The 23284-nt window shown below is 72.0% G+C and carries 16 protein-coding genes and 1 pseudogene; 7 read left to right on the top strand and 10 right to left on the bottom strand.

Annotated features, from left to right (window positions below; genetic code table 11):
- Nucleotides 1-171: 171 nt before the first annotated feature.
- Entirely contained in the window at nt 172-1812 is a 1641-nt protein-coding gene (pgm, locus tag OG352_RS38620; protein ID WP_329223380.1) for a phosphoglucomutase (alpha-D-glucose-1,6-bisphosphate-dependent), read from the bottom strand.
- 301 nt (nt 1813-2113) lie between these two features.
- Here pgm and OG352_RS38615 point away from each other — a divergent pair, with 301 nt between their 5' ends.
- Nucleotides 2114-2794 (top strand): lysophospholipid acyltransferase family protein, encoded by a 681-nt coding sequence (locus tag OG352_RS38615; protein ID WP_329223379.1) that lies wholly within the window; start codon nt 2114-2116, stop codon nt 2792-2794.
- Nucleotides 2795-3023: 229 nt separating this feature from the next.
- On the opposite strand, the gene OG352_RS38610 is transcribed toward OG352_RS38615, so the two are convergent.
- Entirely contained in the window at nt 3024-4025 is a 1002-nt protein-coding gene (locus tag OG352_RS38610; protein WP_443072460.1) for a LacI family DNA-binding transcriptional regulator, read from the bottom strand.
- Nucleotides 4026-4335: 310 nt separating this feature from the next.
- Between OG352_RS38610 and OG352_RS38605 the strand changes: the two genes are divergently transcribed.
- From OG352_RS38605 to OG352_RS38585, 5 genes are all read left to right on the top strand, one after another.
- On the top strand, nt 4336-5262 hold the full coding sequence (locus OG352_RS38605) for a carbohydrate ABC transporter permease (protein WP_329223375.1): 927 nt from the start codon (nt 4336-4338) through the stop codon (nt 5260-5262).
- A 4-nt stretch (nt 5263-5266) separates the two neighbouring features.
- Entirely contained in the window at nt 5267-6217 is a 951-nt protein-coding gene (locus OG352_RS38600; RefSeq protein WP_329223374.1) for a carbohydrate ABC transporter permease, read from the top strand.
- Nucleotides 6218-6318: 101 nt separating this feature from the next.
- A complete protein-coding gene (locus OG352_RS38595) occupies nt 6319-7656 on the top strand; it encodes an ABC transporter substrate-binding protein (protein WP_329223372.1) in 1338 nt (445 codons plus the stop codon).
- Between the two features lie 158 nt (nt 7657-7814).
- Nucleotides 7815-9863, top strand: a complete 2049-nt coding sequence (locus OG352_RS38590; RefSeq protein WP_329223371.1) for a beta-galactosidase — start codon at nt 7815-7817, stop codon at nt 9861-9863.
- Between the two features lie 125 nt (nt 9864-9988).
- The gene (locus OG352_RS38585) at nt 9989-12016 is read left to right on the top strand and encodes a glycoside hydrolase (protein WP_329223370.1); all 2028 of its coding nucleotides are present in this window, start codon (nt 9989-9991) and stop codon (nt 12014-12016) included.
- 18 nt (nt 12017-12034) lie between these two features.
- Here OG352_RS38585 and OG352_RS38580 read toward each other — a convergent pair whose 3' ends face one another.
- From OG352_RS38580 to OG352_RS38560, 5 genes are read right to left on the bottom strand one after another with little or no spacing between them, the layout of a single operon-like run.
- Entirely contained in the window at nt 12035-12961 is a 927-nt protein-coding gene (locus tag OG352_RS38580) for an STM4011 family radical SAM protein (RefSeq protein ID WP_329223368.1), read from the bottom strand.
- 10 nt (nt 12962-12971) lie between these two features.
- A complete protein-coding gene (locus OG352_RS38575; RefSeq protein WP_329223366.1) occupies nt 12972-14309 on the bottom strand; it encodes an STM4012 family radical SAM protein in 1338 nt (445 codons plus the stop codon).
- Nucleotides 14306-15121 carry an STM4013/SEN3800 family hydrolase gene (locus OG352_RS38570; protein ID WP_329224151.1) on the bottom strand — a complete coding sequence of 272 codons (816 nt, stop codon included), beginning with the start codon at nt 15119-15121 and terminating at the stop codon, nt 14306-14308. Before OG352_RS38570 ends, OG352_RS38575 begins: the two co-directional genes overlap by 4 nt.
- Nucleotides 15118-16299 (bottom strand): STM4014 family protein, encoded by a 1182-nt coding sequence (locus OG352_RS38565; RefSeq protein WP_443072459.1) that lies wholly within the window; start codon nt 16297-16299, stop codon nt 15118-15120. The genes OG352_RS38570 and OG352_RS38565 overlap by 4 nt, the downstream gene beginning before the upstream one ends.
- A 2-nt stretch (nt 16300-16301) precedes the next feature.
- Nucleotides 16302-17258, bottom strand: a complete 957-nt coding sequence (locus OG352_RS38560; protein ID WP_329223362.1) for an STM4015 family protein — start codon at nt 17256-17258, stop codon at nt 16302-16304.
- 134 nt (nt 17259-17392) lie between these two features.
- Here OG352_RS38560 and OG352_RS38555 point away from each other — a divergent pair.
- Nucleotides 17393-17582 (top strand): annotated as a pseudogene (locus tag OG352_RS38555) (DUF6745 domain-containing protein); the annotation flags it as partial.
- Between the two features lie 24 nt (nt 17583-17606).
- On the opposite strand, the gene OG352_RS38550 reads toward OG352_RS38555, so the two are convergent.
- The 3 genes from OG352_RS38550 to OG352_RS38540 all read right to left on the bottom strand — a co-directional run bounded on the left by OG352_RS38550 (nt 17607) and on the right by OG352_RS38540 (nt 23265).
- Complete coding sequence (locus OG352_RS38550) at nt 17607-18341, bottom strand: FAD binding domain-containing protein (protein WP_329223360.1); 735 nt, start codon at nt 18339-18341, stop codon at nt 17607-17609.
- A gap of 234 nt (nt 18342-18575) precedes the next feature.
- Nucleotides 18576-19688, bottom strand: a complete 1113-nt coding sequence (locus tag OG352_RS38545; RefSeq protein WP_329223358.1) for a M23 family metallopeptidase — start codon at nt 19686-19688, stop codon at nt 18576-18578.
- 202 nt (nt 19689-19890) lie between these two features.
- Nucleotides 19891-23265, bottom strand: coding sequence for a pyruvate carboxylase (locus OG352_RS38540; protein WP_329223356.1), 3375 nt, complete (start codon nt 23263-23265; stop codon nt 19891-19893).
- Between the last annotated feature and the right edge of the window lie 19 nt (nt 23266-23284).

Genomic DNA, 23284 nt, shown 5'->3' with positions numbered 1-23284 from the left:
GGCCCCATGATTGCCGCACCGCTCCCCCGGCCCGAGCCGCGCCCCGGATCGAGACCGTTTCGTACTCGCTGGTCTCCGTGGGCACGGCACCGCACCCGGCGGGACGCGGTACGCGCCACCGGCCACGCACCACGCCGTCCGCCTCCTGACCGGCGCCTGGCCGGCTTGGCCTCAGTCGCCCAGTGCCGCGTCGACCACGTCCTTGGCCTCCTCCTGGACGCGGCCGAGGTGGTCGGGGCCGAGGAACGACTCGGCGTAGATCTTGTAGACGTCCTCGGTGCCCGACGGGCGGGCCGCGAACCAGGCGTTGGCGGTGGTCACCTTGATGCCGCCGATGGCCGCGCCGTTGCCCGGGGCCTCGGTGAGCACGCCGGTGACCGCCTCCCCCGCCAGCGTGTCGGCGGTGACCTGCGCGGGCGAGAGCTTGGCGAGCAGCGCCTTCTCCGCCCGGCTCGCGGGGGCGTCGATACGGGCGTAGGCCGGCGCGCCGAACCGCTCCGTCAGGGCGGTGTAGTGCTGCGACGGGGTCTTCCCGGTGACGGCCGTGATCTCGGAGGCGAGCAGCGCGAGGATGATGCCGTCCTTGTCGGTGGTCCAGACGGAGCCGTCGCGACGCAGGAAGGACGCGCCGGCCGACTCCTCGCCGCCGAAGCCGAGCGAGCCGTCGACCAGCCCGTCCACGAACCACTTGAACCCGACGGGCACCTCGACCAGCCGGCGGCCGAGGTCGGCGGCGACCCGGTCGATCATCGAGGACGACACCAGCGTCTTGCCGATGCCCGCCGCGGCGGGCCACTGCTCGCGGTGCGCGTAGAGGTAGGCGATGGCGGCGGCCAGGTAGTGGTTGGGGTTCATCAGGCCCGCGTCCGGGGTGACGATGCCGTGCCGGTCGGCGTCGGCGTCGTTGCCGGTGGCGATGTCGAACCGGTCGCGCTGCCCGATCAGCGAGGCCATCGCGTACGGCGACGAGCAGTCCATGCGGATCTTGCCGTCCCAGTCGAGCGTCATGAAACGCCAGGTGGGGTCGGTGAGCGGGTTGACCACCGTGAGGTCGAGGCGGTGCTGTTCGGCGATCCGGCCCCAGTAGGCGACCGACGCCCCGCCCAGCGGGTCGGCGCCGATACGGACGCCGGCGGCGCGGATCGCGTCCAGGTCGAGGACGCTCGGGAGGTCGGCGACGTACGTGCCGAGGAAGTCGTAGCGGCCGGTCGTGGGCGCGGCGAGGGCCTGGGTGTAGGGGACGCGCCGGACGTCCTTCATTCCGGCCGCGATGATCTCGTTGGCGCGGTCCTGGATCCAGGACGTGGCGTCGGAGCCGGCGGGGCCGCCGCTCGGCGGGTTGTACTTGAAGCCGCCGTCGGCGGGCGGGTTGTGCGACGGGGTGACCACCACTCCGTCGGCGAGGGCGGCGGTGCGGCCCCGGTTGTGGGTGAGGATCGCGTGCGAGACGGCGGGCGTGGGCGTGTAGCCGTCGGCGCTGTCGACGAGGACCGTCACGCCGTTGGCGGCGAACACCTCCAGAGCGGTGACCTGGGCGGGCTCGGACAGGGCGTGGCTGTCGGCGCCGAGGAAGAGGGGGCCGTCGGTGCCCTGGGCCGCGCGGTACTCGCAGATGGCCTGGCTGGTCGCGGCGATGTGGTCCTCGTTGAACGCCGTGTTCAGCGACGAGCCCCGGTGTCCCGAGGTGCCGAACGCCACGCGCTGTCCCGGGTCGGCCGGGTCGGGGTGCAGCGCGTAGTACGCGGTGACCAGCCGGGCGACGTCGACGAGATCCTCGGGGCCGGCCGCCTGGCCCGCTCGCTCGTGCTGCATGTGCCCGCTCCTCCACGTCGGTTGACCATTGACCTACGGTCCCATCTTCCCTTGTGGGAGCGGTTGTCCGCGAGTACGGGCCGGTTACCGGCCGGTGGGTCCGGCGGCCCGGCGGGTCCAGCGGCACGGTGGATTCGGCCCGGTGGATTCAGCGCCGCCTGCGGCCGGGCACCGATCAGCCGCCGCCGATGCCCGCGACCGGGTGCCGATCACGCCGGGATCTGAGTAGCCGTACTCAGGCGCGGGTCGTCCCCGCGCGACGACACTGGGGCTCCGACCCGCCCTTACCGGAGGCTCCCTCGTGTTCAGCCGTGCCGTCATCGCCCTGACGCCGTTCTTCGGGCGGCTCACCGTCACCAGTGAGATCAAGCTGCGTCTGCCCGCGGGGACCATCTTCGTGGCGAACCACGACTCCATGGCCGACCCCGCCGTCGTCATGACCGCGCTGCGGCGGTTCGAACTGGAGCCGGTGGTCATGGCCACCGCGGGGCTGTGGCGCATCCCGCTGCTGGGCAGGGCGCTGACCCGCGAGGGGCACATACCGGTCCACCGCCGGACGGCCCACGCGGCGCTGGCCCTCGACGCCGCCGCCGAGGCGCTGGCCGGCGGCCGGCACGTGCTCCTCTACGGCGAGGGCGGGCTGCCGCGCCGCCGGGACGCGGCGCCCAGCGCGCCGGAGCCGTTCCGCACCGGCCTCGCCCGCCTGGCGCAGGCGACCGGCGCGCTGGTCGTGCCGGTGGGCCACGCGGGCGCCCGGCGGATCGCGTCGGGGTCGGCCGCGAAGCAACTGGCGGGCACGCTGACGGCCCCGGTCCGGCGCCCCCACTGCCACGTCCACCTGGGCGCACCGCTGCGCCTGCCCGCGGAGACGGAGAGCGGCACGAGGGCGGCCCGGCTGGCCGTCACGGTGGCCTGGCGGACAGCGGCCCGCGCAGTGGGCGAACACCCGAAGGAGCGGAACGCTCCCGGCACGGCCACCTGAAGCCGCGATCGACGGCGCCGGGCTCGGACGGCGGCCCACACTCGCCCGCGCCGATGCCGTGGGGGACCTGAAGCAGCAGAACGTCCCTTGTGCGGGCGCCTGAAGCCGTAGTCGGCAGCGGACCCGTGCGGCGCGGCCCACGCTCGCCCGCACCCATGCGCTGGGGCGAACCCCGAACGTGCCCCAACCCACCCCGGGCGACATCGCGGCCAAGCTCCCCAGCAACCCCCTAGCGAACCGCCGGAGGCACGGGCGGCGGCGCCGTGCTGTCCCGTACCACCAGCCGCGTCGGCACGAGCGTCGTGCCGTGCTCCGAGCCGTCCGGGCGCATCGTGTTCAGCACCGCCTGGACGCAGAGGCGGCCGACCTCGGCGAAGTCCTGGTGCAGGGTGGTGAGCGGGGGCAGGAAGGAGCTGGCCTCGGGGATGTCGTCGAAGCCGATGACGCTGACGTCCTCCGGCACCCGGCGTCCGCGTTCGTGCAGGGCGCGCAGCAGGCCCAGGGCCATCTGGTCGTTGGCGGCGAAGACGGCCGTGCACTCCTCGCGGGCGGCGAGTTCGAGGCCGGCCCGGTAGCCGGAGTCCGCCGACCAGTCGCCCCTGACGAGGGGCGGCGCGGTGCGGCCCGCCTCGGTGAGGGCGGCCCGCCAGGCGTCGGCGCGGCGCTGCGCGGCGAACGAGCCCTCGGGGCCGCCCAGGTGCCAGACGGTGCGATGCCCGAGGTCGAGGAGATGCTGGACGGCGGTGCGGGTGCCGCCGGCCTGGTCGGTGTCGACGACCGTGTAGTGGTCGCCGGCGTCGGAGTCCACGACCACGACCTGGACGTGCGGCGGCAGTTTGACGGTCGCCGCGTCCAGCAGGTGCACCTCCATGATGACGATCACCGCGTCGACGGCCAGTTCCTCCAGCCGGGAGAACGCACCGCGCACCTCGTCGGTGGTGGGGACGGCCACCGGCAGCAGCGTCACCGCGTACCCCTCGGCGGCCGCCGACGTGGCGATCGCCTCCAGGGTGCGCACGTTGCCTGTCGTGGACAGCGTGAACGTGATGACGCCGATGGTGCGGAACTCCCCGCGCTTGAGCGCGCGCGCGGCGCTGTTGGGCCGGTAGCCGAGTTCCTTCATGGCCGCGAGCACCTGCCGCCGGGTCTCCTCGTTCACACCCGCGTAACCGTTGGAGACCCGGGAGACGGTCTGCGAGGACACCCCGGCGAGCCGTGCGACGTCCGCCATGGAGGCCGTGGTCCGGGGGCCCCGGGGGCGTCTCGGCACCTTCGCGGGTGTTCTTTCAGCCATGTCCACTCGGTGTGCCACCTCTCTGTCGGCCCGGGTGTCACAGTCTCCCCGACGGTCTCCTCAGAGGACCCTTGACCTTCGTTATCGGCGCAGTGTAGACATGCCGCCATCAGATGTTTACGTAAACATAACAGCTCATCGAGCCCCTTGCGTGGCTGATGTTTACGCAAACATCATGGTGGCGGCGGGCGTCCGGACATCTCCGCGCAACGCCGCCGGCTCCAGGACTGGACGAGCGAGGAACGACATGACGACGCTGCAACCGCCGGTGGCCGCCGAGCCGCGGCCGGCACCTCCTCCGGCGAAACGGGATCGCCGCTCCTGGACGGGGTGGGGTTTCATCGGTCCCTTCGTGGCCGTGTTCGCCCTGGTCTTCCTGGCCCCGATCGTGTATTCGATCTACCTGAGCCTCTTCCGCGACCAGCTCATCGGCGGAAACCAGTTCGTCGGCCTGGACAACTACTCCCAGGCGATCAAGGACGACCAGTTCTGGGCTTCCCTCGGCCGGGTGTCGCTGTTCCTCGCGGTCCAGGTGCCGATCATGCTCGGCATCGCCCTGCTGGCGGCCCTCGCGCTGGACAGCGGACGGCTCTACGGCAAGAGCTTCTTCCGCATCACGATCTTCCTGCCGTACGCGGTGCCCGCCGTCGTCGCCACCCTGATGTGGGGCTTCATGTACGGCACGGAGTACGGCCTGGTCGGCGACATCAACGAGGCGTTCGGCGTCACGCTGCCCAACCCGCTCTCGCCCGACCTGGTGCTGGCGTCGATCGGCAACATCGTCACCTGGGAGTTCGTCGGCTACAACATGCTGATCTTCTACTCGGCGCTGCGCGTCATCCCGCACTCGCTGTACGAGGCGGCGGAGATCGACGGCGCCGGACAGGTCCGCGTCATCACCGCGATCAAGCTGCCCGCGATCCGCGGCGCCCTCGTCATCGCGACGATCTTCTCCATCATCGGCAGCTTCCAGCTCTTCAACGAGCCGAACATCCTGCGGCCGTTGGCACGCAACGCCATCACGACCGACTTCACCCCGAACTTCTACACGTACTCGCTGTCCTTCAACGGCCAGCAGCACAACTACTCCGCGACGGTGGCCATCATCATGGGCCTGATCACCATGGTGATCGCCTACGTCGTGCAGCTGCGCGGCATGCGCAAGGGAGCGTGACCCGATGAGCACCCCTCTCACCACCGCCTCCCCGCCCGCACCCGCCGAGCCCGCCGGCCCGGGCAGGTCCGCGCCCCGGCTGCGCACCGCCGGCCGCAAGCACAGCGCCGGGCGTCCCAAGCGCAGCGTGCTGCTGACCGTGCTGGCCACCCTGGTCGTCGTCTACACCGTGGTGCCGCTGGTCTGGCTGCTCATCAACGCCACCAAGACCCAGGCGGGCCTGGCCGATTCGAACGGGCTGTGGTTCGCCCACGACTTCGCCCTGTGGGACAACATCCGTGACACGTTCACCTACGACGACGGCGTGTTCACGCGCTGGCTGCTGAACACCCTGATGTACGTGGTGCTCGGCGCCGGCGGCGCGACCCTCCTCGCGGTGCTGGGCGGTTACGCGCTGGCGAAGTTCGACTTCCCCGGCAAGAAGGGCATCTTCGCCGTCGTCATCGGCGCGGTGGCCGTCCCGGGTACGGCGCTGGCGGTGCCCACCTTCCTGATGTTCAGCAAGATGGGCCTGACCGACACCCCCTGGGCGGTGATCATCCCGTCGCTGGTCTCGCCGTTCGGCCTCTACCTGATGTGGGTCTTCGCCACCGAGGCCATCCCCACCGAACTCCTCGAGGCCGCCCGCATCGACGGGGCCGGCGAGGCGCGGACCTTCTTCACCGTCGCCCTGCCGCTGCTCTCCCCCGGCATCGTGACCGTGCTGCTGTTCACCACGGTCGCCACCTGGAACAACTACTTCCTGCCGCTGATCATGCTCAAGAACTCGGACTGGTACCCCCTGACCCTGGGCCTGAGCGCGTGGAACTCCCAGGCGGAGACCATCGGCGGTGACGTGATCTTCAACCTGGTGATCACCGGTTCGCTGCTCACCATCCTGCCGCTGATCGCCGCGTTCCTGCTGCTCCAGAAGTACTGGCAGTCGGGTCTGGCCGCCGGCAGCGTCAAGGAGTGACCCCGCGGCCCCCGGGCCGCCCCCAAGCCCCACGTTCAGCCCCGCTTTTGTGCGACCCCCACCCTCACCTGTCCCACCCACGAAGAAGTGGAAGCACCTCCATGCGCAGAAAGACCGGCCGCCTGCTGCGCGGCATGGCCCTCCTCTCCACGCTCGCCCTGGGCGCCACCGCCTGCGGCAGCTCGGACGACAGCTCCGACACGAAGGCGGTCTCCGCCTCTGACGTCCAGGCTGCCCTGAAGAAGGGCGGCTCGGTCACGGTCTGGTCCTGGGAGCCCACGCTCAAGACGGTCGCCGCCGACTTCGAGAAGAAGTACCCCAAGGTCAAGATCAACCTGGTCAGCGAGCGGTCCGGCGACAAGCACTACACCGCTCTGTCGAACGCCATCTCCGCCGGCAAGGGCGTGCCCGACGTCGCGCAGGTCGAGTACTTCGCGCTGGGCCAGTACTCCCTCACCAAGGGTCTGACGAACCTCGCCCCGTACGGCGCCGACAAGCTGGCGTCCAAGTACACGCCGGGTCCGTGGAACGCCGTGAGCGACGGTGACAAGGTGTACGGCCTGCCGATGGACTCCGGCCCGATGGCGCTGTTCTACAACAAGAAGGTCTTCGACAAGTACAAGATCGCCGTCCCGACCACGTGGGACGAGTACGTCGACGCGGCCCGCAAGCTGCACAAGGCCGACCCGAAGGTCTACATCGCCAACGACGCCGGCGACGCGGGCTTCACCACCAGCATGCTGTGGCAGGCCGGTTCGCGTCCGTACAAGGTCGACGGCACCAAGGTGAAGATCGACTTCGCGGACGCGGGCGCCAAGAAGTACACGGACACCTGGCAGAAGCTGCTCGACGAGAAGCTCGTCTCGCCGATCAACGGCTGGACCGACGACTGGTACAAGGGCCTCGGCGACGGCACCATCGCCACCCTGGCCAGCGGCGCCTGGATGCCCGCCAACTTCGCGTCCGGCGTGCCCGGCGCCAAGGGTGACTGGCGCGCGGCCCCGATGCCGGCCTGGACCAAGGGCGACAAGGCGAGCGCGGAGAACGGCGGCAGCTCGCTGACCGTGCCCGCGCTGGCCGAGAACAAGGAACTCGCCTACGCCTTCGTCGAGTACGCGAACGCCGGTGACGGTGTGCAGACCCGCGTCAAGCAGGGCGCCTTCCCGGCGACCACCGCGGAGCTGAAGTCCACCGAGTTCCAGAACACCAAGTTCGACTACTTCGGTGGCCAGGAGGCCAACAAGATCTTCGCCGAGTCGGCCGCGAACGTCGCCTCGGACTGGTCGTACCTGCCCTTCCAGCAGTACGCCAACTCGATCTTCAACGACACCGTCGGCAAGGCCTACGTCTCGGGCACCAAGCTCGCGGACGGTCTGAAGACCTGGCAGGAGGCCTCGGTCAAGTACGGCGAGGAGCAGGGCTTCACCATCGAGAAGTAGCCGAACAGCAGCCGGGAGACAGCCGGTAGACAGCCCGAGAGGCAGTCGGCGGGCCATCGGCGAGCAGTCGGTACGCAGTGATCGGTACGCAGTAAAACGCCGGGCGGCGCGGCTCCCGGGCCGCGCCGCCCCCGTGCACCACCTTCGGAAGGACCGCCATGATCTCCACCCTCCAGTCCCGCATGCTGCGCGGGGCGGACGGTGACCCCGCTCCGCGTCTGGCCTACGGCGCCGACTACAACCCCGAGCAGTGGCCCCGGGACGTGTGGGAGGAGGACGTCCGGCTGATGCGCGAGGCCGGCGTCACCGTCGTCTCCGTGGGGATCTTCTCCTGGGCCCGGATCCAACCGGGCCCGGACACCTGGGACTTCGGCTGGCTCGACGAGATCATGGACCTGCTGCACGCGGGCGGCATCGGCGTCGACCTGGCCACCGCCACCGCCTCCCCGCCGCCCTGGCTCAGCACCGCCCACCCGGAGATCCTGCCGGTCACGGCGAACGGTGAGACGCTCTGGCCGGGCGCCCGCCAGCACTGGCGGCCCACCTCGCCCGTCTTCCGCGAGCACGCCCTGCGGCTGGTCCGGGAGATCGCCGGCCGCTACCAGGACCATCCGGCCCTGGTCGCCTGGCATGTCTCCAACGAGCTGGGCTGCCACAACATCTACGACTACTCGGACGACGCGGCCCGCGCCTTCCGCGTCTGGCTGCGCGCCCGCTACGGCAGCCTCGACGCCCTCAACCACGCCTGGGGCACGGCGTTCTGGTCGCAGCGCTACAGCGACTGGGAGCAGATCCTGCCGCCGCGGCTGGCCGCCTCGCACCCGAACCCCACCCAGCAGCTGGACTTCAAGCGGTTCTCGTCGGACGCGCTGAAGGACCACCTCGTCGCGGAGCGCGAGATCCTGCGGGAGATCACGCCCGGTGTCCCGGTCACCACCAACTTCATGGTGATGGGCGGCACCAAGGGCATGAACTACCCGGACTGGGCGGGCGAGATCGACTTCGTCTCCAACGACCACTACGTGCACCCCGGCCCGCAGGACCGCGACGAGCTGTCGTTCTCGGCGAACCTCGTCAGCGGCATCGCGAGCGGCCGGCCGTGGTTCCTGATGGAGCAGTCCACCAGCGCCGTCAACTGGCAGCACGTCAACGTGGCGAAGCGGCCCGGCGACCTGGCCCGTGACTCGCTGCTGCACGTGGCGCACGGCGCGGACGCGGTGTGCTTCTTCCAGTGGCGGCAGTCGGCGGCCGGCGCCGAGAAGTACCACTCGGCGATGGTCCCGCACGCCGGCCAGGACAGCGACCTCTTCCGCGCCGTGGCCGACCTCGGCGCCAAGCTCAAGTCCCTCGCCCCGGTGGCGGGTTCGGAGCGGGAGCCGGCGGCCGTCGGCATCCTCTACGACTGGCAGTCGTGGTGGGCCAGCGAGCAGGACTCCCACCCCACCGCCCTGCTGGACTACCGGCAGGAGGCGCTCGACTGGTACTCGGCGCTCCTCGCCCTCGGCATCCGCGCCGACCTCGTCACCACCCGCGCCGACCTATCCCGCCACCAGGTGCTCGTCGCGCCCGTGCTGCACGTCGTGCCGGCCGAGCTGGCCAAGGAGCTGACGCGCTACGCCGAGCAGGGCGGCCACCTCGTCACCACGTACTTCTCCGGCATCGTCGACGAGAACGACCATGTCTGGCTCGGCGGTTACCCGGGCGCGCTGCGCGACCTGCTCGGCATCCGCATCGAGGAGTTCGGTCCGCTGCTCGCCGGGGAGAGTGTGGAGCTGGACGACGCCACCTCGGGCAGCCTGTGGACCGACCGGATCACCGTCACCGACGCCGACACCGACGTCCTGGCGCACTACCGCACCGGGGTGCACGCCGGACGTCCCGCCGTCACCCGGCGGCCGACGGGCGGCGGTTCGGCCTCGTACGTCTCCACCCGGCTCGGCGTGGACGGGCTGCGCTCGCTGCTGCCGCGGCTGCTGGAGCCGACCGGTGTCAGCAGTGAACTGCCGTCGAGCGCACAGGGGTTGGTCGAGCTGACCGTCCGGCGCGGCGCCGAGGGCCGGTTCCTGTTCCTGGTCAACCGGACCGACAGCGCGGTGCCGGTGCCGGGACTGGACGGCGAGGTGCTGATCGGCGGCGCGGACGGCGCCCCCGGCGCCCTCGTCCTCGGGCCGCGCGAGGTCGCCGTACTGCGACAGCCCGGCAGCTGAACCCACGCACGACCCGCACCCCATGACTCCTCGGCCCGGCGCGCAGCCGGGCCGGGGGCCATCCCCTCCTGCCCGCGTGGCGGGAGGGGCCCACCACAGCGACCGCACCGCAGTTGGGAGCACAGATGGCACGCCGTATCCGTAGCAGACGGTCCCTCGGGGCCGCGGCACTCACCGCGCTGGCCAGCGGGGCCGCCCTGCTCAGCGTCCCCGTGCAGGCGCACGCCGAGGCCGCCGTCACCGTGACGCCGGACCCGTCGTACCAGCAGGAGAAGTTCGAGGGCTGGGGCACCAGCCTGGTCTGGTTCGCCAACGCCACCGGCGACTATCCCCCGGCGGTCCGCGAGAAGCTCGCCAAGCTGCTCTTCGGCGACGACGGTCTCGCGCTGAACATCGCCCGCTACAACATCGGCGGCGGCAACGCGCCGGACGTGAAGGACTATCTGCGGGCCGGCGGGGCGGTCGAGGGCTGGTGGAAGGCTCCTGCGGGCACCACCCGCGAGGACACCGACTGGTGGAGCGCGGACGACCCGGCCGACTGGAACAAGGACGCCGACGCCACCCAGCGCTGGTGGGTGGACCACATCAAGAAGGACATCACCCACTGGGAGACGTTCAGCAACTCCCCGCCGTGGTTCATGACGAACAGCGGGTACGTGTCCGGCGGCTTCGACGCCAACGCCGACCAGTTGAAGGCCGACTCGGTCGACGACTTCGCCGCCTACCTCGCGGGGGCGACGAAGCGGCTGGAGAAGGCCGAGGGCATCAAGGTCGACACGATCGACCCCTTCAACGAGCCCAACACCGGCTACTGGGGCACCCAGTTGGGCGCGGACGGCCAGCCCGTCGGCGGCCGCCAGGAGGGCGCCCACATCGGCCCCGAGCTCCAGCAGAGGGTGCTTGCCGCGCTGGCGCCCGCGCTGAAGAAGGCCAAGGTCAAGGCCGGGATATCGGCGATGGACGAGACCAACCCGTCGCTCTTCGCGACGAACTGGAACGCGTACTCGCAGGCGTCCAGGGACCTCGTCGACCAGATGAACGTCCACACCTACGGCACCGGGCAGCGCACCACCGTGCGCGACCTCGCCAAGGCCGCCGGCAAGCCGCTGTGGATGAGCGAGGTCGAGGGCGACTGGGGCGACGGGCAGAGCTTCACCGACATGCGGCCGGGCCTCGGGCTCGCCCAGCAGATGGTGAACGACCTGCGCGAACTGGAGCCCACCGCCTGGGTGTTCTGGCAGCCGGTCGAGGACTACGACAACATGAAGCCGGGCGGCGAGACCGCCAAGGGCGGCAACTGGGGTTCCATCCAGCTCCCGTTCAGCTGCGCCAAGGCGGACACGCTCCAGTCCTGCCCGATCTTCACGAACACCAAGTTCGACACCGCGCGCAACTTCACGCACTTCATCAAGCCCGGCGACAAGCTGATCAAGGTGGACGACACCTCCAGCGCCGCCGCCGTGACCGCGGACGGCAAGGGCGCCTCTCTCGTCCACGTCAACTCCACCACCGCGGCCCGTACGGTCACCATCGACCTGGGCAAGTTCCGCACCGTCAAGGGCAACGCGACCGTCACGCCGACCGTGACCAGCGCCGACGGCAAGCTCAAGCAGCAGGCCCCGGTCAAGGTCGTGGACGGCAAGGCCACGTACACCGTGCCGGCCCAGTCCGTGACCTCCTTCGCCGTCAAGGGCGTCTCGGGTGTCGCGAAGAACGCGGGCCTGTTCAGCAAGGGCCACTCGTACACGCTGACCGGCGTGCAGAGCGGCAAGGCGGTGACCGTCTCGGCGGGCGGCACGAACCTGGTCCTCGGCTCGGCCAACGGCACCGTCGCGCAGGAGTGGCAGTTGGACGCCCGGCACGGCGAGAAGGGCGCCCGCCAGCGCTACGTCTTCGCCAACCCGGCCGAGGGCAAGCGCCTCGCCGTCCGCGACAACGTGCCGGTGATCGAACCGGACACCGGCAAGCAGGACCCGGCCACCGAGTGGACCATGTCGACCACCGGTGACGGGACGTGGACCCTGGTCAACGCGGCCACCGGGCGCCTCCTCGAAGTCGGCGGCCAGGCGACCAACGAGGGCGCGGCCGTCACGACGTGGCTGGCCAACTCCAATGCCAACCAGCGCTGGAGGGTCACGGACGTGACCCCGTAGCACGCGTGTCCCGAGTGCCTACTCGCTGGTCTCCGCCCGCATCGCGATCGTCGTGATGCGGGCGGAGTGCTGTGCGAGGGCGGGCACAGGGGTGTGGGCGGGGGCCGTTGCCGGGATGCGTTCGAGGACGCCGCCCGCGAAGACGTCGTACAGCGGGAGCGTCTCGAGGTGGACGTAGCCGATGTGGCAGTCGCAGACGGCGAGCGGGCAGGGGCGCGGGCGCAGGGCGGCCCGGTACGAGCCGTCGTAAAGGTTGCCGAGTTCCGCGCGGACGAAGTGACAGCGGCGGACCGTGCCCTCGCCGTCGACCGAGATCACGGACTCGCCGGTGCGGCAGGGCAGGCCGCCGCTGGTGTGCGGGTGGCGGCTGTACGGGAAGAGCGGGTCGAGGGCGGTCCACACGTCGGCCTCCGCATCGGTGTACGTGTGCCCCTCGGCCGCGTTGACCCACACGTAGACGTGGTCGGGCAGGTCGGCGCGGAGCCGGCGGGCCGCCTCCAGGTGCTCGGCGAGGCCGACGATCCCGACGCTGAAGCGGATCCCGCGATCGGTCAGGTCACGGCACTTGGCGAGGAAGCGGTCGTAGGGCGTCTGGCCCGGGTGGTACGTGCACCACAGGGCCAGGGTGTCGGGATCGGCCTCGGCGAGCCAGTCGGTGCGGCAGCTGAGGTTGGTCTGGACGGCGACCCGGCGGATGTGCGGGAGGCGGGAGAGGTCGGCGAGGGCGCGCCGGTACCAGGAGCGGACCAGGCCCTCGCCCCACGGGGTGAACAGGAGCGACAGCCGGTCGTCGGCCTGGGCCGCCGCCCACTCCGCGAAACGCTCCAACGCGGCGCGGTCGGCGCGGAGTCGGTCGGTGGAGTCGCGGCGCTTGGCGAACGGGCAGTAGGGGCAGTCGTAGTCGCAGGAAGCGAGCGGGCCGCGGTAGAGAAGGGTCAGGTCCATGACGGCCGCCTCACTTCCGCTCGTAGTCGGCCATGGCGGCGCGGACGGCCGGGGAGAACAGTTCGGGGCCGATGGCGTCGGAGTGGGCGAGGCCCTCGGGGGTGAGCCGGAGGGTCGTCGGGTCGGCGTCGGTCAACCAGCCGCGGTCGGCGAAGCGTCCGAGCTCCGGGCCGAAGTCGTCGGCGGGCGTACCGCCGAAACGGGCCCGGTAGTCGGCCACTTGGAGTCCCTCGGCCTGGAGGAGCGACTGAAGGAGGTGACGGCGGCGCGGCTCGTCGTGGTCTTCCATGGGGTGGCCGAACTCGGCGTGGGCGAAGTCGTCCTTGGTGACGTAGTCGTCGATGATGCCCCGGATCTGGTGCATGCCGACGGCGTAGTCGAAGGAGTAGTGCAGCGCGGCCGTGTAGGAGCGGGCGCCGCAGCCGAGGCCGATCATGCCGTGGGTCTGGCAGGCGTAGTCGTCGGCGCCCTGGGGCGGGGCGTCGGTGCGGCGGAACATGCGCATGGACTGCTGGGTGTAGCCGTGCGCGAGGAGGTGGTCGCGGCCCGCGCGGTACAGCCGCAGCCTCTGCTCGTCCCAGGCCGGGTCGGAGTCGGTGCCTCGTCTGCCCAGGCCGGTGAGGGGGCGGACGTAGAGGGGGTAGAGGTAGAGCTCCTCGGGGCGCCAGGCGAGGGCCGCGTCCAGGGAGTGGAGCCAGGTCTGCTCGGTCTGGCCGTCGATGCCGTAGATGAGGTCGATGTTCAGGACCGGGATGGCGGTGTCGCGGATGCGGCCGAGGGCCGCCTCGACGTCCGCGCGGCGCTGTGGGCGTACGGCGGCCCGCGCCTCGGCGTCGACGAAGCTCTGGATGCCCAGGCTGAGCCGGGTGGTGCCGCGCTCGGCGAGGACGGTGAGCCGGTCGGCCGTGGCGGTGGCGGGAGAGGCCTCGACGGAGAGCGGGACGGCGCGCAGGTCGGCGCCCATGCGGTGCTCGGCTATGTCGCAGAGCCGCTCCAGCTCGGCGGCGGTGAGGAAGGTGGGGGTGCCGCCGCCGAACGCGGCCGTGGCGAACCGGACCTCGTCCGCGCCGGCCCCGAGGGCTTCGCGTACGGCGGTGGCCTGACGGTCCAGGGCGTCCAGGTAGGCGCCGGTCAGGCCGTCGGGAGCGCCGATGCGGGTGAAGAGGTTGCAGAAGCCGCAGCGGACCTCGCAGAACGGTATGTGCAGGTAGAGGGAGAGGGCGTCCTTGGGTTCGGCCGCCCAGAGGGCCTTCAGGGACGGGCGTTCGGGGAGTGGGCGGTAGGCCGTCTTGTGCGGGTAGGCGTAGACGTAGTGCTGGTAGGGGCTGGTGAGCTGGGCGGTGGTCATACGGCGGCCTCGGCGGGGTCCAGGAAGAAGTGGGCGTACGGCACGGTCCACACGGACTCGTGGCCGAGGCGGTGGCCGGTGTAGCCGTCGTCGCCGTAGGCGGTGCCGTGGTCGGAGCAGACGATCGCGAAGCAGCGGCGTCTGCTGCTCGCGGCGGCGAACAGTCGGCCGATGTGCCGGTCGACGTACTCCAGCGCGGCGGCGTGCGTCGCGCGGCTGTCGCCTGCCTCGCGGGTCGCGCCGGGCAGGTGGAACCAGTTCGGCTGGTGCAGTGCGGACACGTTGACGAAGAGGAACAGCCTTTGATCGTGCGGGAGTCGGCGGACGATCTGCTCGGCGCGGGCGATCTGGTTCTCGAAGGAGTGGGGTGAGGTGACGCCGAACTCCGGTGTCCAGTGGGACTCGTGGAAGAGGCCGGGCAGCACCGACCCCAGCGGGCCCTGCTTGTTGAAGAAGCCCACTCCCCCGATGCACACGGTGTGGTAGCCGTCCTTGGCCAGACCGGAGACGAGGTCCGGGGTGTCGTAGACGTAGGTCCCGTCGGCGGTGGTCTCACTGCCCGCGAAGCTCGCCGCGAACAGGCGCGGATGCGGGCCGGGCGCCGCCGGGGTGGGCAGGAAGCCGGCGAAGATCGCCTGGTGGGCGGCGTAGGTGAAGCTGCCCGGGGCGTGCCGCTCCTCCCATCGGCCGCCAGGGAGGTGGCGGGCCAGGTTCGGGATGCGGCCCGCTTCCGCCAGCTCGACGGCGACGTCGTGGCGCAGGGTGTCGAGGGTGACGAGGAGCAGGTCGTGGCTGCCGACCACCTCGGTCATGTCCGGCTCAGGCATGGGGTGTTCCTGTTCCTGTTCCTGCTCTGTGCTGAGCTTCTGTACTGGGCTTCTGTGCTGGGCGAGGCGAGGTCGCGCAGGACGGCGGCCACCTGCGTGGCGTACGTGTCGAGGCCCTCCGCCCCGCTGCCGGGCAGGCCGGTGAGGCGGGGCAGCAGGTCGCCGAAGGCGTTGACCTCGCCGACGGCGGCTCTGCGCCAGCCGACGGCCGGCAGCAGGTCGACGCCGACGCACAGGGTGCGCGGGAAGCAGGCCGCCGCCTGCTCGCACACGCCCAGCACGTCGGCCCAGCGGGCCCCCGCCGCCTCGACGGCCTCGCGGGCGGCGTTCAGGTCGCCGCGCCGGCCGCCGAGGTGGAGGTTGGTCAGGGGCGTCCGGCTGGTGCGGACCACCGCGTGGGTGGCGCGGCCGGCCACCACGACGACCCTGAGGTCGGTGGCCCGGCCGTCCTGGGAGGCCTTCGGCAGCCAGCGTTCCAGGTGCAGTCCGTCCGGGGCGAGCGCGTCGACGATGGCCGCGATGTCCTGCTCGCGTTCGTAGCGGCGCACCTTGAGGGAGTTGTACAGGCCGCCGTCGGCGGTGAGTTCGACGGAGGTGGTGGCTCTGATGCGGTCGCCGCCGCCCGACTCGACGGCGAGGACGCCCGACGCGGACGATCCGTGCGCCGGTTTCACGAAGAGCCGGGGCAGCCGGTGCTCGCGCATCAGCGCCCGTACGTCGTCCCACCCGCGTACCCGGACGCCCTGCGGGCCCGAGGTGGGTGAGGCGGGCACCGGGACGCCCGCCGCGTCGAGGACTGCGTGGCAGAGCCGTTTGTCGAACAGCACGGCCAGGTCGTCCGGGTCGTCGAGCCGGACGCCGCCGCGCAGTCCGCGCACCGCGGTGCGCAAGCCTGCGTACCAGCGGGCCGAGCCCTCGACCCGGGTGGGGTCCTGGGCGCCGCGCAGCAGCCGGTCGACCTCGGGGTTCTCGCCGGGCGAGTCGATCCGGACGATCTCGTCGGCCGCGAAGTCGGCCCCCTGGGCCCGCAGGACGTCCGTCCAGGGGACGACGCGCGGGGCGGGCAGGCCGGCCGCGCGGACCGCGTCCTCGAAGAGGGCGACCCGACGGTTCTCGGGGTTGCCGACCACCGCGAAGCGCGGCCCCGTGGCGCCGGGTGTCACCCTCACTCCCCCACGGCGACGTAGCGCCACACCGTGCCGTCGTCCTCCACGTCCCCCTCCACGTGGCCGCGGTCGAGGTCCACCTCGACGCCGGCGGCCTCCAGGGTCTGGCGGACGCGCTCCTTGACGGGCTCGCTGAGGTAGTGGTGGTGCAGGTCGAGCTTCTTGAGGTGGGTGAGCGGCTGGCCGCCGAGCAGGGCGGCGGCGCCCTCGTCGGTCAGGACGCCCATGGAGAGGTCCAGCACCTCCAGCCGGGCCACCACGGGCGCGAAGGCGACCGCGCCGACCACGGCGTCCTGCATCTCGCTGTTGCGCAGGGCCAGGTGGCGCAGGCTCGGCAGCCGGGCGCCGGACAGGATCGGCGCCAGGTCGGCGACCTCGCTGTCGCCGCCGTATTCGGGGGTGCCGAGCCACAGGTCGAGGTGGACCAGCGCGGGCAGGTCGCTGCCGCCGACGCCGCGCACGACCTCCGCGGACAGCCCGCCCGTCTCGATGACGAGGCTGCGCAGCGCGCCGTGGGTCAGGGCGGAGAAGCCCAGCCCGGATCCGCCGCGCACACCGAACTCCTCCAGGTCGGGGAACGCGGCCAGGAGGGGGGTGACGTCGGTCTGGTTGATCCAGGAGATCTCGCACTCGTCCCCCGCCATGTCGCCCAGGAACAGGGCCCGCAGGGCCGGGAAGCGGTCCCGGGCGGCCACCAGCGCCTCGATGACGGCGGCGGAGTTCTCCTCGTACGCCTCTTCCCAGGCGCCCACGATCAGGGCCTTCACGCGGGTGGTGTCGACGGTGTCGCAGAAGCGGGCGAACGCCGCCGTCCAGGCCTCACCGGCGTCGTAGACATCGCTGCCGACCCGCCAGGCGAGCGTGTCCGGTTCGACCGGGCGGGGCGCGTCGCCGGGGCCGGGGAAGGTCTGCGCGGGCAGCCCGTACAACGCGTCGAGGTGGTGGCCGATGCTCATGCGGCTGCTCCTGGGGAGAAAAAGTGTGCGGTCCGTGATGTGTTCGCAGTTCTACCAACAGCCACTGACAACGCCCCTCGGCGGGGCCTCGGTTCGCAGTCGTCGGCGAGGGCGTCGGGGGGCGTCGGCAGAGCCGGGTCATGCCGGAGTACTACGGCTACGACCGCTGTCTGGCGGAATCCGCAGCCCGTCCCGTCCACCGCGACGAGACGGGCACGCCGTGACGCACCGGTCTGGCCGCCGACGAGCCGCACGGCACGGGCGGGCGTCGCCTGGACGTTCGGGCTGACGGCGGAGGTGTACACGCCCTTGCGGGAGACGTGATCCGGCGAGTGACGCGGGCGGACTTCAGGCGCCGGCGGCGCGGGCCAGCACGTCGGTGACCTCGGCGCGGACCGCGTCCCGGACCGTGGCGGGAAGGGCGCCCAGGTCCGTGTCCGCCAGGGCATCGAGGACCCGCTCGATGCCGGTGTCCGCGTCGGCGTCGTACGGCGTGGTCTCGCTGAGCACCTCGTAGCCGTCGCGCACCGCCACGCGCAGGTGGCCGGGGGTGTCGCCGTCGGCGTGCACCGCGGCGGCGACGACGAGGGGCGGCGGACCGCCCGTCTCCCCCTCCAGCTTGCGATAGCCGCTGGCCAGGGGGGTGCGCCAGCGCAGGGCGAGCAGCACGTGCCGCTTGGCCAGCAGCTCGGTCAGGTCGGTCTCGAACACGCCCTCGGGATCCAGGACGACGGCCTTGGCCTCGAGGACGAGGGCGGCCGGGAGCAGGCAGCGCAGGGTGCTGCCGACGATGTTGCCGCCGACCGTGGCCGCCCGGCGCACCGCGCCCGTGCCGACGCCGGAGGCCGCCCGGTGCAGCACCTCGGGCACGGTCGCGTCGACCCGGTGCAGCAGCACGGCCCCGCCGAGTTCCTCGGCGCCGACGGTGTTGGCCTCCGGCAGGTCGCGCAGCGACACGGCCTGCTCGGGGAAGCCGTCGCACTGCCAGCCGGCCCACACCAGCGTGGCGCCGCCGACCGGTACCGCTCCCTCGGCCAGACACCGCTGTGCCTCGGATATGGAGGAGGGAAGACGCAACTCCACGACAACCGACCTGCCTTCCCTGGATTTCCGTGGGGAGCACCGTGTCGCGCACTCACCCGCATGATCGATGGCAGAACGGATTCTGCCCAGGCGTGCGGGGGCGCATACAGGGCTCATGGCTGCATCGTGCGCGACCCGGGCACGATGCAATCGCGTTGCGTCCGGTCCCGCTCCGCCGGACCCTGGGCCGCATGTCCTGCCTCCTGCGCCACTAAGCCGTTCAGGTGTAGCCGTTCAGCCGTTCAGTGCCAGCCAGGGCTGCGGGTCGGTGTAGGAGCCGTCGTAGATCACCTCGAAGTGCAGGTGGGGGCCGGTGGACAGGCCGGTGGAGCCGACGCGTCCGAGCGGGGTTCCGGTCCGCACGGTCTGTCCGACGGTGACCTCGATGGCCGACAGATGGCTGTACGTCGTCTCCAGGCGCTTGCCGTCGATGCCGCCGTGGTCGACGACGACGCGGTTGCCGTACGCCTTGGTCATGGCCGCGAACACGACCCGGCCGTCGCGGGCCGCGGAGACCTGGGCTCCCTGCGGGGCGCCGAAGTCCACGCCGGTGTGCAGTTTGGTGACGCCGGTCAGGGGGTGTCGGCGTGATCCGTACGGGGAGGTGATCGTCAAGGTGGTGACGGGCGGTGCCAGGATCGCGTTCGCCTGCCCGCCGCCGCTGAAGTCCTCCCGGTCGAACTCCTCGTACCGCGTGAACAGGGCCTTCACCTCGGTGAGGTAGGTCTGCGCGCCGGCGGGCACCCGCCCGGCCTCGGCCACCGCGTCCGTGCCGACCGCGTACGCGGCGAGGGTGAGGTCCACGAGGTCGCCGGAGACGGTCCCTTCGGTCCTGAGGTCCGTGATCTTCCCGGCGAGGGAGCAGTCCTGCCGGCCCAGCGCCATGATGGCGTCGGCCTGATCGCGGGGCGAGGAGCTGCCGTCGCCGTCGTCGTCCTTGCCCCAGGACCGCCACTCGGCGCCGGTGAACGCGGCGATGCCCTGTTCGTCCGACGTCGTGGCGCTGTCGTTGCGCCAGCCGGTCAGCTGGTCGATCTGGGCGGCGAGGAGGGACGGGGTGACGACCGTGCAGGCTTCGGCGGCCTTGCGCAGCCAGGGGCCGTACGTGTCGTCGACGCCGCCCGCGGCGGCTTGTTCGGGGCTGTCGCCGGGCGTCCAGCCCGAGGGGAAGCCGCCGGTCAGGACGAGGAACCCGGCCACCACCGACACGGTCAGCAGGCCCGGCAGCACCAGCAGGGTGAAGGGGCCCGGGCCGCGTCGGCGGGGGCGTGGCGCGGGGGGCTGCGGGCGGGGCGGGGGCGCCGGTGCGTCGGCGGGGCGGGTCTCGACGGCGTGCTCGTCGTTCACGCGGAGAACTCCGGACGGTCCGTCACAAGCCGTTCCGGGAAGGTGCTGTTGCTCACGGGCGGACGGTAGCCCGTCGCCTCGCCGACGTCACCGGACGCGGGGGCAGACCTGCTGCCCTCGAGGGCAGACCTGGCCACCGGCCCGGTCTGCCTGGGCGACCGGTACGTGTCCGCGGGCGAGTGACCGCCCGCGGCCCGTGACCTCAGCGGACCTCGACCAGCAGGTCACCGCCCTCGACCTGCTGGATCCGGTTGATGGCCAGCCGCGACACCGTGCCGGCCTTCGGGGCGGTGATCGTGGCCTCCATCTTCATCGCCTCGATGGTGGCGACCGTCGCGCCGACCGCCACCTCGTCGCCCTCGGCGACCGCCAGCGTCACCACGCCCGCGAACGGCGCGGCGACATGGCCGGGGTTGGCGCGGTCGGCCTTCTCGGTCACCGGGATGTCGGAGGCGGCCGCCTGGTCGCGGACCTGGATGGGCCGCAGTTGGCCGTTCAGGGACGACATGACGGTGCGCATGCCGCGCTCGTCGGCCTCGCCGACGGCCTGCAGTTCGATCAGGAGGCGGACGCCCGGCTCGAGGTCGACGGCGTACTCCTTGCCCGGGCGCAGGCCGTAGAAGAAGTCCTTGCTGTCGAGGACGCTGGTGTCGCCGTAGGCCTGGCGGTGGGTCTCGAAGTCGCGGGTCGGGCCGGGGAAGAGCAGCCGGTTGAGGGTGGTGCGGCGGGTCTTCTCCAGGCCCTCGCGCTCCTCGGTGGTCAGCTCCGGTACGGGCTTGGCGGCGGCGCGGCCCTGGAGCGCCTTGCTGCGGAACGGCTCGGGCCAGCCGCCGGGCGGGGTGCCGAGCTCGCCGCGCAGGAAGCCGATGACGGAGTCGGGAATGTCGTACCGGTCGGGCGTCGCCTCGAAGTCCCGCGGGTCCACTCCGGCGCCGACCAGGTGCAGGGCGAGGTCGCCGACGACCTTGGACGACGGGGTGACCTTCACCAGGTGGCCGAGGATGCGGTCGGCGGCGGCGTACATCGCCTCGATGTCCTCGAAGCGGTCGCCGAGGCCGAGCGCGACGGCCTGGGTGCGCAGGTTGGAGAGCTGCCCGCCGGGGATCTCGTGGTGGTAGACGCGGCCGGTCGGGGAGGCGAGGCCCGCCTCGAAGGGGGCGTAGATCCTGCGGACGCCCTCCCAGTACGGCTCCAGGTCGCCGACGGCCTGGAGGTCGAGGCCGGTGGGCCGCTCGGAGTGGTCGGTGGCGGCGACGATCGCCGACAGCGAGGGCTGGGACGTCGTACCGGCCATGGAGGCCACCGCGCCGTCCACGGCGTCCGCGCCGGCCTGGATCGCGGCCAGGTAGGTGGCGAGCTGCCCGCCGGCGGTGTCGTGGGTGTGCAGATGGACGGGGAGGTCGAACTCGCGGCGCAGCGCCGACACCAGCTTGGCGGCGGCCGGGGCGCGCAGCAGGCCTGCCATGTCCTTGACGGCCAGGACGTGGGCGCCGGCCTCGACGATCTGCTCGGCCAGGCGGAGGTAGTAGTCGAGGGTGTAGAGGCGCTCGCTCGGGTCCGACAGGTCGGAGGTGTAGCAGAGGGCGACCTCGGCGATCGCCGTACCGGTCTCGCGGACGGCGTCGATGGCGGGGCGCATCTGGCCGACGTCGTTGAGGGCGTCGAAGATGCGGAAGATGTCGATGCCGGTGGCGGCGGCCTCCTGCACGAAGGCGTCGGTCACCTCGGTCGGGTACGGGGTGTAGCCGACGGTGTTGCGGCCGCGCAGCAGCATCTGGAGGCAGATGTTGGGGACGGCCTCGCGCAGAGCGGCCAGCCGCTCCCAGGGGTCCTCGGCGAGGAAGCGCAGGGCGACGTCGTAGGTGGCGCCGCCCCAGCACTCCAGGGAGAGCAGCCCGGGCAGGGTGCGGGCGACGAGCGGGGCCGAGGCGAGGAGGTCCTTGGTGCGGACGCGGGTGGCGAGCAGGGACTGATGGGCGTCGCGGAAGGTGGTGTCGGTGACGCCGATGGTCGGCGACTCGCGCAGCCAGCGGGCGAAGCCCTCGGGCCCGAGGTGGACCAGCCGCTGCCGTGAGCCGGCGGGCGGCTCGGTGTCGGGCGTCCGGGGCAGCTTGGCGGTGGGGTCGATCAGGTCGGGGCGCTCGCCGTGCGGCTTGTTGACCGTGACGTCGGCGAGGTAGGTGAGCAGCTTGGTGCCGCGGTCGGCCGAGGAGCGGGCGGTGAGCAGGTGCGGGCGCCGCTCGATGAACGACGTGGTGACGCGTCCGGCCTGGAAGTCGGCGTCGTCGAGGACGGCCTGCAGGAACGGGATGTTGGTGGCCACGCCGCGGATGCGGAACTCGGCCACGGCGCGCCGGGCGCGGCCGATCGCGGTCGGGAAGTCCCGGCCCCGGCAGGTGAGCTTGACCAGCATGGAGTCGAAGTGCGCGCTGATCTCCGTACCCGCGTGGGTGGTGCCGCCGTCGAGGCGGATGCCGGAGCCGCCCGGGGAGCGGTAGGCGCTGATGCGGCCGGTGTCGGGGCGGAAGCCGTTGGCGGGGTCCTCGGTGGTGATCCGGCACTGGAGGGCCGCGCCGTGCAGGGTGACCGTCTCCTGCGACAGGCCGAGGTCGGCGAGGGTCTCCCCGGCGGCGATGCGCAGTTGGGCCTGGACGAGGTCGACGTCGGTGACCTCCTCGGTCACCGTGTGCTCGACCTGGATGCGCGGGTTCATCTCGATGAAGACGTGGTTGCCGGCCGGGTCGAGGAGGAACTCGACGGTGCCCGCGTTGCGGTAGCCGATCTGCCGGGCGAAGCGGACCGCGTCGGCGCACATCCGGTCGCGCAGCTCCGGGTCCAGGTTGGGGGCGGGGGCCAGCTCGATGACCTTCTGGTGCCGGCGCTGGACCGAGCAGTCGCGCTCGAAGAGGTGGATGACGTTGCCCGCGCCGTCGGCGAGGATCTGCACCTCGATGTGGCGGGGGTCGACGACGGCCTTCTCCAGGAAGACGGTGGCGTCGCCGAACGCGGACGCCGCCTCGCGGGAGGCCGCCTCGATGGACTCGCGCAGGACGGCGGGGTCCTCGACGCGGCGCATGCCGCGTCCGCCGCCGCCCGCGACCGCCTTCACGAACAGCGGGAAGCCGACCTCCTCGGCGGCCCGGACGAGTTCGTCGACGTCGTTGGAGGGCGCGGACGAGCCGAGGACGGGGACGCCCGCCGCGCGGGCCGCGGCGACCGCGCTCGCCTTGTTGCCGGTCAGTTCGAGGGTCCGGGCGTCGGGGCCGACGAACGTGATGCCGGCCTCCTCGCAGGCGCGGGCCAGTTCGGGGTTCTCGGAGAGGAAGCCGTAGCCCGGGTAGACGGCGTCGGCGCCCGCCCGGCGGGCGGCACCGACGATCTCCTCGACGGAGAGGTAGGCGCGCACCGGGTGCCCGGGCTCGCCGATCTCGTAGGCCTCGTCGGCCTTCAGCCGGTGCAGTGAGTTGCGGTCCTCGTGCGGGAAGACGGCGACCGTGCGCGCGCCCAGCTCATAGCCGGCGCGAAACGCCCGGATCGCGATCTCACCACGGTTGGCGACCAGCACCTTGCGGAACATCCTGGGACCCCTTCAGCCT

This window comes from Streptomyces sp. NBC_01485, from assembly GCF_036227125.1.
GTDB lineage: Bacteria > Actinomycetota > Actinomycetes > Streptomycetales > Streptomycetaceae > Streptomyces.
The sequence above is the reverse complement of the archived record's forward strand: the minus strand, read 5'-3'. Positions and strand labels throughout refer to the sequence as shown.